Source organism: Polynucleobacter sp. MWH-Adler-W8 (genome assembly GCF_001889925.1).
Lineage (GTDB): Bacteria > Pseudomonadota > Gammaproteobacteria > Burkholderiales > Burkholderiaceae > Polynucleobacter.
Genome location: NZ_LZFI01000009.1, coordinates 36,940 through 46,438, shown reverse-complemented (window position 1 = coordinate 46,438; position 9,499 = coordinate 36,940). Strand labels below are relative to the sequence as shown.

The 9,499-nt window shown below is 44.4% G+C and carries 13 protein-coding genes; 5 read left to right on the top strand and 8 right to left on the bottom strand.

The annotated features are described in order from the left end of the window. Positions 1-17: 17 nt before the first annotated feature. From AOC28_RS11330 to AOC28_RS10080, 6 genes are all read right to left on the bottom strand, one after another. On the bottom strand, positions 18-248 hold the full coding sequence (locus AOC28_RS11330) for a hypothetical protein (RefSeq protein ID WP_143143932.1): 231 nt from the start codon (positions 246-248) through the stop codon (positions 18-20). Continuing rightward, entirely contained in the window at positions 196-414 is a 219-nt protein-coding gene (locus AOC28_RS10100) for a hypothetical protein (protein ID WP_072583852.1), read from the bottom strand. Before AOC28_RS10100 ends, AOC28_RS11330 begins: the two co-directional genes overlap by 53 nt. 114 nt (positions 415-528) lie before the next feature. After that, complete coding sequence (locus AOC28_RS10095; protein ID WP_072583851.1) at positions 529-2,298, bottom strand: right-handed parallel beta-helix repeat-containing protein; 1,770 nt, start codon at positions 2,296-2,298, stop codon at positions 529-531. A gap of 5 nt (positions 2,299-2,303) precedes the next feature. Next, positions 2,304-3,347, bottom strand: a complete 1,044-nt coding sequence (arsB, locus tag AOC28_RS10090; protein ID WP_072583850.1) for an ACR3 family arsenite efflux transporter — start codon at positions 3,345-3,347, stop codon at positions 2,304-2,306. After that, positions 3,344-3,823, bottom strand: a complete 480-nt coding sequence (locus AOC28_RS10085) for an arsenate reductase ArsC (protein ID WP_072583849.1) — start codon at positions 3,821-3,823, stop codon at positions 3,344-3,346. Before AOC28_RS10085 ends, arsB begins: the two co-directional genes overlap by 4 nt. Next, complete coding sequence (locus AOC28_RS10080; protein WP_072583848.1) at positions 3,820-4,149, bottom strand: metalloregulator ArsR/SmtB family transcription factor; 330 nt, start codon at positions 4,147-4,149, stop codon at positions 3,820-3,822. The genes AOC28_RS10085 and AOC28_RS10080 overlap by 4 nt, the downstream gene beginning before the upstream one ends. Positions 4,150-4,309: 160 nt before the next feature. Between AOC28_RS10080 and AOC28_RS10075 the strand changes: the two genes are divergently transcribed. Next, positions 4,310-4,600, top strand: coding sequence for a serine/threonine protein kinase (locus AOC28_RS10075; RefSeq protein WP_072583847.1), 291 nt, complete (start codon positions 4,310-4,312; stop codon positions 4,598-4,600). After that, positions 4,600-5,373: a polyphosphate kinase 2 gene (ppk2, locus tag AOC28_RS10070; protein ID WP_072583846.1), complete on the top strand. Its 774-nt coding sequence runs from the start codon at positions 4,600-4,602 to the stop codon at positions 5,371-5,373. The genes AOC28_RS10075 and ppk2 (AOC28_RS10070) overlap by 1 nt, the downstream gene beginning before the upstream one ends. Before the next feature lie 4 nt (positions 5,374-5,377). Here ppk2 (AOC28_RS10070) and ppk2 (AOC28_RS10065) read toward each other — a convergent pair whose 3' ends face one another. Continuing rightward, entirely contained in the window at positions 5,378-6,283 is a 906-nt protein-coding gene (gene ppk2, locus AOC28_RS10065; RefSeq protein WP_072583845.1) for a polyphosphate kinase 2, read from the bottom strand. A gap of 46 nt (positions 6,284-6,329) precedes the next feature. Beyond that, positions 6,330-7,124 (bottom strand): lysophospholipid acyltransferase family protein, encoded by a 795-nt coding sequence (locus tag AOC28_RS10060; RefSeq protein ID WP_072583844.1) that lies wholly within the window; start codon positions 7,122-7,124, stop codon positions 6,330-6,332. Positions 7,125-7,230: 106 nt separating this feature from the next. On the opposite strand from AOC28_RS10060, the gene AOC28_RS10055 reads away from it, so the two are divergent. The 3 genes from AOC28_RS10055 to AOC28_RS10045 are packed head-to-tail and all read left to right on the top strand — an operon-like array spanning position 7,231 to position 9,480. Further along, the gene (locus AOC28_RS10055) at positions 7,231-8,037 is read left to right on the top strand and encodes a UDP-2,3-diacylglucosamine diphosphatase (protein WP_083564294.1); all 807 of its coding nucleotides are present in this window, start codon (positions 7,231-7,233) and stop codon (positions 8,035-8,037) included. Next, positions 8,034-9,062, top strand: coding sequence for a glycosyltransferase family 1 protein (locus AOC28_RS10050; RefSeq protein WP_072583842.1), 1,029 nt, complete (start codon positions 8,034-8,036; stop codon positions 9,060-9,062). Before AOC28_RS10055 ends, AOC28_RS10050 begins: the two co-directional genes overlap by 4 nt. A 13-nt stretch (positions 9,063-9,075) precedes the next feature. Continuing rightward, positions 9,076-9,480 (top strand): diacylglycerol kinase, encoded by a 405-nt coding sequence (locus tag AOC28_RS10045; RefSeq protein WP_083564292.1) that lies wholly within the window; start codon positions 9,076-9,078, stop codon positions 9,478-9,480. The last annotated feature ends 19 nt before the right edge of the window (positions 9,481-9,499 follow it).

The window sequence follows — 9,499 nt, the reverse complement described above, 5'->3', positions numbered from 1 at the left end:
ATCTTAGGACGCCCAAATTACTGAGCCGCCCTGCCCCCAGGCCTATATTGGTCCATCACTGCATCTAGGCTGTCATTGGTAATACCCGGATTTGCACGCTGGAGGCAGCTTAAGAGAACTTGCTTATTGGCGTGCTTCTGATTGGAACCCGGTAATGTCCCTTGGGGTGCAGGATTGACATCACTAAAGCAAGCTCTAAATTGGTCTGGCGTCACTCCAAGACCACGACTTTTGGTCAACGGGTCCATGAGGATCATCGCGCATCATGCCTCCTGAGCCAACTGGACCCCCTTGAGGTGATCTAGGCATGCCCTGCTGCATTCCTTGAGGAGGCATCATTGGGGGCGGCATTTGTGCGAAAGCAAAACTAGAGAATTCTGCGATTACTAATAAATAAATGATGAGTTTTGTCATGACACAATCTCTTTCATATTGGCATGCCAGGAAATAAAAAAGCCAACCAGTCAAAGACTGGCTGGCTTTTATAAATCAACGGCAACTTAAGTAAGTTTTAGACTAATCCTCATATTAAGGGTTGTTCGGGGTGGTCACATTCCCCGAGCCAGAGCTCGTTACATGAACCGGAAGTAGTGAATTGGGAAACAGCCCCGCAACCAAATTACCGACAATAGAACGCTTACCATAACCAAAATAATTTCCTTGAACAGTATTATTAAATGCAGTATCAGCAATAAGAACACCATCCCCTGTATTTCCGCTGATTACACTAGACATTGCAGTATATGAACTGGAAGGTGTATAGGCGATAACAGAGTTATTGTTACTTCCTCCGCCAATATAAACACCACCCAGTCCATTACCAAAAGCAGAAACCTGAGTGGTTCCAAGGCCAATTACGGAGTTAAATACAGTATTGCTATTTGCAGTACCGACAATTTCAATTCCGTATCTTGCGTTGCCAGAGAAGGTGTTTTGCGGAATAACAGAATTGTTGTAACCGCCTATATAGTTTCCATGGGCAGTTCCCGCAATGTAAACCCCGCTACCGCCGTTACCAGCACCATTTGCGCCAGGACCATTAGCAAGAGCACCAGTACCTTCAGTATTCAAACCAACCACGTTAGGATCGATAGTAACACCAGATGCGTTTCCGGAAATCTCAATACCATGATGCATATTTCCAGAGAATACGTTAGTGCGAACTAAATTGGAGCCGCCAGTAGAATCAATTGTGATCCCGTTTCCACCATTCGGAGCAGCGCCCTGAAAGGCGTACAAGCCACCAAACATATTGAAGGTGGTGAAGCCACTAGCAGTTCCTGAAACCTTAATACCATCAAGTGTATTGCCGGCTGACACGTTACCAAGCGGGATTACACCGCCAACCTGAACTCCTGCAGAGCTGCCGTCAACTAAGATGCCGTGGCCGCCATTTGGAACCATGGATGCATTATTTGCACCAGCACCAAAAAAGTTAGCCTGAACCAAAATTGCATTGGAGTCGGCTATATGCAAACCATTGCCTCCATTACCACTCAATACGTTGTAATAAATAAATGGGTTGTCTTCAAAAGTACAACCAATCAGTTGATTGTTATTCGCATTGCGAATTAATACACCATCCAAGGTGTTGCCCACAGCTGCTGTACCAACATTATTAGTACCGATAAAGTTGCCACTTAACACCGTTAACTCTGAACCACCATCAATTAAAACCCCGTTAAGCGAATTGCCGGAAATCAGATTACCTAATGGCGGAGCAATAGAAACGATTGGGACTGTACCCTTGTTGCCCGTTGGATTATTAGTTTGCCCTGTAGCGGAATTGATATATGCAGTTCCACCAATGGTGTTATCAACCGCATAATAAGTTACATAGATACCGTTGAAACCGTTAGCAATCTTTGCTGTTCCTGCTGGATTGGTACCAATGGCATTGGATTGAATCTTGTTGCCTGCGCTGCCATAGATCTGGATACCATTCTGCGTATTACCGGAAATCACATTAGAGTAAAGACCAGAGATACTATTTGGGTTTGTGCCAATAACGTTGTTAGTAGAAGAGGTTGCAATATAAATACCATCCTTCGCATTGCCAGAAGCTGCACCACTTAAGTTCAGGCCAATATAGTTTCTTAATAAAACGATATTGCCCGCATTTAAGGTAATGCCATTTGAATTAGATCCAATGATTGACAAAGCATAAATGCCAGAACCTGCAGAGCCACTGTTAAAAGTAAAACCTGAGGCAACGTTATTGAAGTTCACCGCAACCAATGGCGCAGTAGTGGTGTTACCAGCTACATAATATAAGCCCCCTTTGGAGGCCAAAATCATAGGCTTTAGGCCTGAAAGAACTTATCTCTAAGCCATAAGGCAACCGAAACCAGACCAACCATGATCGGCACCTCCACCAGTGGGCCAATCACAGCAGCAAATGCCGCCCCAGAATTAATCCCAAAGACGGCAATGGCTACGGCAATAGCTAACTCGAAATTATTGCTAGATGCCGTAAATGACAAAGTGCAGCAACGCTTATATTCAATACCCATTTTGATGGTGATAAAGAATGTCAGCAAGAACATCACCACAAAGAAGACTAGCAATGGAATTGCGATGGTAACCACATCCATTGGCAACTGAAGAATTAACTTACCTTTCAAACTAAACATCACTACGATCGTGAAAAGCAAAGCAATTAAGGTGATTTTGCCTATTCTAGGGACGAAAGTATTTTGATACGACTCTCTCGACACAAATTTGAGGGCAATGTATCTCGTCAAGAATCCCGCAACACAAGGAACCCCTAGATAGATAGCAACTGTCTTAGCGATCTCACCAATAGTGATATTGACAACGGATCCTGCATGGCCAAAATACGGCGGCAAGACAGTTAAGAAGAAATAGGCGTACACACTAAAGAACAGCACCTGAAACACTGCGTTAAAAGCTACTAAGCCAGCCGCATATTCCGTAGAACCTTTGGCAATATCGTTCCAGACAATCACCATGGCAATACAAGGCGCTATGCCAATCAAGATAAGACCTGCCATGTATTCCGGTTGATTGGGAACAAAGAGGATAGCCAAGAAGAACATCAAGGTAGGCGCAACAATCCAATTGAGCAAGAATGCCAAACCAAAGATTCGCTTGTCTCTGAAGACATCAGGCAAGTCTTCGTACTTTACCTTTGCAAACGGTGGATACATCATCAATATCAATCCAATGGCTATTGGGATATTAGTAGTGCCCGATTGAAAGGAATTAATGAACTCCTCTACCCCAGGAACAAAATATCCCAACCCAATACCTGCCGCCATGGCAGCAAATATCCAAACAGTGAGGTATCGATCTAAAAAGGAAAGCTTGCTGGTAACTGTGCTCATGATTTATTGTGAATTTCTTGAAGGCTAAGTGAATTGAGTCGATCTAATGGCATATCCGCCAGAAGATCAATGCGTTTTTTTAAGCCAATCATGACTTCTTTAAATGCACGGCGTTTATCGTCATCCGTGCCAGGCACTTGTGATGGGTCTGGGAAGCCCCAGTGGGCAGTAGCAGGTTTTCCAGGCCAGAATGGGCACACTTCGCCTGCCGCGTTATCACAAACCGTAATAATGAAATCCATCTTTGGAGCTTCTGGCAAACCAAACTCATCCCAGGACTTGGAGCGTAATTTAGATTCATCGTAACCCATCTGCAAAGCCAACTCACGTGCAAATAGATTTACTGAAGTGCCTGGAGTGGATCCTGCTGAGTAGCCCACAAATTTTCCGCTGACATGAGTTGAAGCAAGTGCCTCCCCCAAAACAGACCGAGCAGAATTATGGGTACATAAGAAGAGAATATTGAACTGCTTCATTTAGCCTTCGCCTTTTTCAAGATTAATACTGGAGCGCATGATTTGCCACCGCAGCAGTTTTCAAGCAAGAACCCGCTTAACTCTTGCACCAAGCCTGCATTAGGTCGATAGATGAGATTGCGGCTTTGACGCTCTACTGACAATAAGTCAGCGCCTACTAGTTCTTTCAGGTGAAAACTCAGTGTGGCGTTAGCAACCCCTAGCTTTTCAATCATCTCGCTAGGCGTTAATCCAGTATCACCACGCTGAACTATCAAGCGAAAAATATTCAAACGGGTCTCTTGACCCAGGGCCAGGAATGCTTTGATGGCATCAGTATTTTTCATATTTCCAATTGTATCGAAATATATATTTCACAATAGTGACAATCAATGTCACATAACTGACATATATGTGTCATATATGCTTGAAAATAGAGAAAATTAAACGTAGGATTGATTGAAGATACGCCAATACAACGAATTCACAATCAACCCAGGAATCAGCATGAGCCAAAAGAAATTAGTTAAGCAGCTATTAAAAAAGCTCGATAAATTAGAGTCAGATAGAGAAAAGCTGATCGACAAGCTTGGAAAAGCGTTGGATAAGTTAGATAAAAAAGTAGCTAGCAAAAAAACTCCGGCTAAGAAAGCTGCCGCCAAAAAGACTCCGGTCAAGAAAGCGCCTGCTAAAAAGGCCCCCGCCAAGAAAGTCCCAGCTAAAAAGGCTCCTGCTAAAAAAGCGGCTGCAAAGAAAACTACTCCTGCTAGCCCTGCCAATACAAATGAAGCAAGCTAATGGGTCAAAAAGGCAAAGATAAGCTAGAGCAATCTAGTTACGACGATCAGCTCCGCTTATTGCAGATTGAGTTGGTCAAGCTGCAAAATAGTCTGATCAGCAAAGGCGATCAAATACTGGTCATTCTTGAGGGCCGCGATACGGCTGGCAAGGATGGCACTATAAAAGTCATTACGCAGCACTTAAGCCCCAGGGAAACTCGCGTGGTTGCCCTCGGAAAACCATCTGATACCGAATCTGCAGAATGGTACTTTCAGAGATATGTAGCTGAGCTTCCCAAAAAAGGTGAGTTTGTTCTATTCAACCGCAGCTGGTACAACCGTGCCGGCGTTGAGATGGTCATGAATTTCTGCACGAAGGAGCAGTACGCCAACTTCATGGGAACCGTAAATGAGCTCGAATCTATTCTGACCAGCTCTGGCATAACGATTCTCAAATACTATTTAGACATCTCAAAAAAGGAACAGGCTGTTCGTCTTGCAGATAGAGCTAAAGATCCACTCAAGCAATGGAAGATTAGCCCGATTGATCAGCAAGCGCAGAAAAACTGGGATGCCTATAGCAAATGTAGAAATGACATGCTAGAAAAAACCAGCTCTAAAGATGCGCCCTGGATCGTTGTTAAGGCGAACGATAAAAAAGTTGCTCATCTCAATATGATTCAGGATCTTCTTTCTAGAGTTTCATACCCAGGAAAAGATAAAGGCTTGCTGAAGGCTGATAAGGATATCGTCTTCCAATGGGACAGCAAACTATCTAAGCTCGAAAAATAAGCCCTTAAAAAACCTCGGGAACATACATCTCAGGCGGTACTGGGCCTCGAAGGTAATCCGGGTTATGAACGCGTTTTGGCAAGGTAATCACTGGGTGATCAATCTCTTTATACGGGATTTGATCCAATAAATGCGTAATGCAATTTAGACGTGCTTTTTTCTTGTCATTGGCAGCAACCACCCACCAAGGCGCCTCAGGAATATGCGTACGTTCAAGCATGGTCTCTTTGGCCTTGGTATAGGCCTCCCACAACCTTCTTGCCTCTAAATCCATTGGACTTAACTTCCACTGCTTTAAAGGATCGTGAATCCGCATCATGAAGCGGTTGTATTGCTCTTCGTCAGAAATTGAGAACCAGTACTTGATCAAGATAACGCCTGAACTAATCATCATGCGCTCCAGATCAGGAACCGTTCTTAAAAACTCTTCATACTCATCATCAGTACAGAAACCCATTACCTTTTCAACGCCAGCGCGGTTGTACCAGCTTCTATCAAATAGAACGATCTCGCCACCAGCGGGTAACTGGGAAATATATCTTTGAAAGTACCACTGCGTCTTTTCACGTTCGTTAGGTGCGGGCAAAGCAACCACTTTACAAACCCGGGGATTCAATCGCTGGGTAATGCGCTTAATCGCCCCACCCTTACCAGCAGAATCTCGACCTTCAAATAGGACTGCCACCTTAAGCTTGTTCTCTACCACCCAGTCTTGAAGCTTTACCAACTCACCCTGGAGTCTAAAGAGTTCTCGGAAGTAAACGTTACGTGGAATTTGTGAATGACTATCACCATCAGGAGATAGGCGGTCATCATCGAGCTCCATTTCAAGCTCTTCATCCATGCTGTCCAGAATCTCTTCTTGTGCACGGCGATACCACTCGGCCATTTCGTTGTGTTTTGATGTCATATTGTTTCCCTAATAATACTTATAGCGGGGGAAAATGACACTTTTGTTACATAGAGGGCTGATTACCCTTTAATTGATTAGAAATCGCCTCTTGACTATGCAAAGCCAGCCATTTTCGGTCTCTGGAAGCCTCAGGACTAGCTCCCGAGGGTGATAAAAAGGTAAGCTCCACGATCAGGTTACGATCCCTCAAGATCTGAGCCATGGATTCCAGTAACCCCATCTCACCCACAAATGCAGGCACTTCACTTCTCTCGCCAGATGACAGGGATCTATAGGTAATTGCAAGCGAATAGACTGGCACTTGAGCAATAACCGCAGATTCAAATAAATTGGGCTTAAAGGGTAGGACACCCTCACCTATTGTGGAGGTGCCCTCTGGAAAAATACAAACAGACTGAGCTTTAAGTACATCACTCACTTCGTTAGCAACATACTTTCCATGACGAGCACTATCACGCTTGATAAATACCGTACCCAATTGCTTGGCCATCCATCCAAATATGGGCCAACCCTCTACATCGGACTTTGCTACGAAGCGAATGGGTTTGAAAGCATTGATAGCGTGGACATCCATCCAAGAGATATGGTTTGATGCCAGTAGATAGGCTGTGGCAGGAAGAATTTCTGGATTCCTGAGCCTTAATTCAATACCAAAAATAGCTAGCAGTCTTCTTGACCACTTCTGAATATGGCTATTTTTAGTTTCCTGAGTTGCAAATGGAAACTGAAAAGATAGAGTCGCCAATCCAGCAATCACATGACTCCACACTAAAATCCACGACCATGCATAAGCCCAATATTGAAACGGAGGCTGTTTGGAGTGTTTAGTCAGGCTCATATGCTGTATGAATATAAAACAATCTCAGAAAATACTCCGTAGTCATAAAACTGTCTTAGAACTGTCATGCTGGTTTCATACTCAGTAGGCTTAATACTGTTTCATGATGCATTACAAAGCCATCTGGATTTCAGACGTACACCTAGGAACATCAGGGTGTCAGGCAGACTACCTTCTCGATTTCCTTAAGCACAACGAAGCAGATAAATTCTACCTAGTTGGCGACATTATTGACGGCTGGAGACTGAAGAAGTCTTTCTACTGGCCTCAATCACATAATGATGTAGTACAAAAACTCTTGCGTAAGGCACGTAAGGGGACAGAAGTCATCTATGTTCCTGGAAATCATGATGAAAGCGCCAGACAATTCTTTGGAATGTCTTTTGGTGATGTCAAGGTAGTTGAGGAAGTGATTCACACGACAGTTGATGGTAGAAAACTATGGGTAACCCATGGCGATCAGTTTGATGGCGTGATGCAATACGCCAAGTGGCTTGCATACGTTGGTGACAACCTCTATTCGCTCATTCTTTACGTAAATCGTCATTTCAATATGGTGCGCGCCAAGATGGGGCTGCAGTATTGGTCGCTATCTCAATACTTAAAACATCAAGTCAAAAATGCCGTCAGCTATATCGCAGACTTTGAACACATCATGGCCAGAGAGGCCCGCTTAAGAGGCTGTGATGGCGTAGTTTGTGGACATATTCACAAAGCAGAAATTCGCGAGATTGATGGCTTGTTGTATTGCAACGATGGTGATTGGGTCGAGAGCCTTACTGCCTTAGTTGAAACACAAACAGGTGAACTCAAAATTATTCACTGGACACAGATCAAGGGTGAGCCAGTTGAGTCACCTCAAATCACTCTTCAACCCGCTATCGAATCACTCATCAAAGAGGCTACGCTATGAAAATTATGATCATTACTGATGCATGGGACCCACAAGTTAATGGTGTTGTCCGCACCCTGAAACAAACCCGCGCTGAATTAACTGCCATGGGGCATCAAGTAGAAATGATTACTCCCAATGGCTTCAAATCCATTCCATGCCCAACCTATCCTGATATCGCCCTCTCACTCTTCCCAGGCAAAGAAGTGGCTCGTCGTATTAAAGAATTCGCACCGGATGCCATGCATATTGCAACAGAAGGCCCACTAGGTTTATCGGCTCGTGCCTATGCAGTTAAAAATCGCCTGCCTTTTTCCACTGCCTATCACACCCGCTTCCCAGAATATGTCAAAGCGCGTACCGGTATTCCTCTAGCAATTACCTATGCCTTTATTCGCTGGTTTCATAAACCGTCAATGGCCGTTATGGCGCCAACGATTGTCGTAAAGGATGATCTGGAAGCTTATGGTCTAAATAACGTGGTGTTGTGGTCACGAGGCGTTGATCTGGATATCTTTAAGATGCAAGATTCCAAAGCCTTAAATACCGCGCATCCCATCTTTTTATACGTGGGCAGAGTTGCTGTTGAGAAAAATATCAATGCATTTTTAGAAATCGATTTACCAGGTTCAAAGTGGGTGGTAGGAGACGGTCCAGCGATGGCTGGAATCAAAGAAAAATATCCAGAAGTGAACTATCTGGGAGTACTTCAGCAGCATGAGTTAGCAAAAGTGTATGCGGCAGCAGATGTATTTGTATTTCCTAGTAAGACCGATACATTTGGTTTGGTGTTACTAGAAGCCATGGCATGCGGGACGCCAGTAGCCGCTTATCCTGTTACTGGCCCTATTGATGTCTTAGGCAACTCCAATTCAGGTGCCATGAATGAAGACCTTCGTGAAGCTTGCATGCAGGCCCTGAAAATTCCTCGTGAAGTAGCACGTGCACATGCTGAGAAATTCTCCTGGAGAGCGGCCTCAGAGCAATTTGCCAATCACCTTAAGCCTGTACCAACAACAGAAGTTCATGTAACAGCACTAGCCTAAAGAAAAACGCATCTTGAACTCCCCATATCACATAGATCAGAACCCCCATAAGGGCAATCGAGGCCTTGCCAGAGCATGGCATGCAGCCAAGAACTCTTGGTGTGGTTTGGTTTATGCATTCATGGAGGAAAGCGCCTTTAGACAAGAGCTGACTTTATTTGCCTTACTAACACCAGTCGCCCTCTTGTTGCCGATCACACTGCTAGAGAAATCATTACTAATTTCTTCCTTGATGATGGTGCTGGTTATTGAACTATTGAACTCCAGCGTGGAAGCAGCGATCGATCGAATCTCATTCGAACATCATGATCTCTCCAAAAGGGCAAAAGATTTTGGCAGTGCCGCCGTCATGCTTGCGCTATTTGTCGCAGCCCTACTCTGGGCTGCAGTCTGCATCCCCTTGCTTCTGAAACTTTAATTACCTACTAAGGCCAGCC

Excerpts from the sequence above, each read along its gene's own strand:
- AOC28_RS11330 (WP_143143932.1), bottom strand. The coding sequence starts at position 248 with ATGGACCCGTTGACCAAAAGTCGTGGTCTTGGAGTGACGCCAGACCAA.
- AOC28_RS10100 (WP_072583852.1), bottom strand. The coding sequence starts at position 414 with ATGACAAAACTCATCATTTATTTATTAGTAATCGCAGAATTCTCTAGT.
- AOC28_RS10095 (WP_072583851.1), bottom strand. The coding sequence starts at position 2,298 with ATGATTTTGGCCTCCAAAGGGGGCTTATATTATGTAGCTGGTAACACC.
- arsB (WP_072583850.1), bottom strand. The coding sequence starts at position 3,347 with ATGAGCACAGTTACCAGCAAGCTTTCCTTTTTAGATCGATACCTCACT.
- AOC28_RS10085 (WP_072583849.1), bottom strand. The coding sequence starts at position 3,823 with ATGAAGCAGTTCAATATTCTCTTCTTATGTACCCATAATTCTGCTCGG.
- AOC28_RS10080 (WP_072583848.1), bottom strand. The coding sequence starts at position 4,149 with ATGAAAAATACTGATGCCATCAAAGCATTCCTGGCCCTGGGTCAAGAG.
- AOC28_RS10075 (WP_072583847.1), top strand. The coding sequence starts at position 4,310 with ATGAGCCAAAAGAAATTAGTTAAGCAGCTATTAAAAAAGCTCGATAAA.
- ppk2 (WP_072583846.1), top strand. The coding sequence starts at position 4,600 with ATGGGTCAAAAAGGCAAAGATAAGCTAGAGCAATCTAGTTACGACGAT.
- ppk2 (WP_072583845.1), bottom strand. The coding sequence starts at position 6,283 with ATGACATCAAAACACAACGAAATGGCCGAGTGGTATCGCCGTGCACAA.
- AOC28_RS10060 (WP_072583844.1), bottom strand. The coding sequence starts at position 7,124 with ATGAGCCTGACTAAACACTCCAAACAGCCTCCGTTTCAATATTGGGCT.
- AOC28_RS10055 (WP_083564294.1), top strand. The coding sequence starts at position 7,231 with ATGCATTACAAAGCCATCTGGATTTCAGACGTACACCTAGGAACATCA.
- AOC28_RS10050 (WP_072583842.1), top strand. The coding sequence starts at position 8,034 with ATGAAAATTATGATCATTACTGATGCATGGGACCCACAAGTTAATGGT.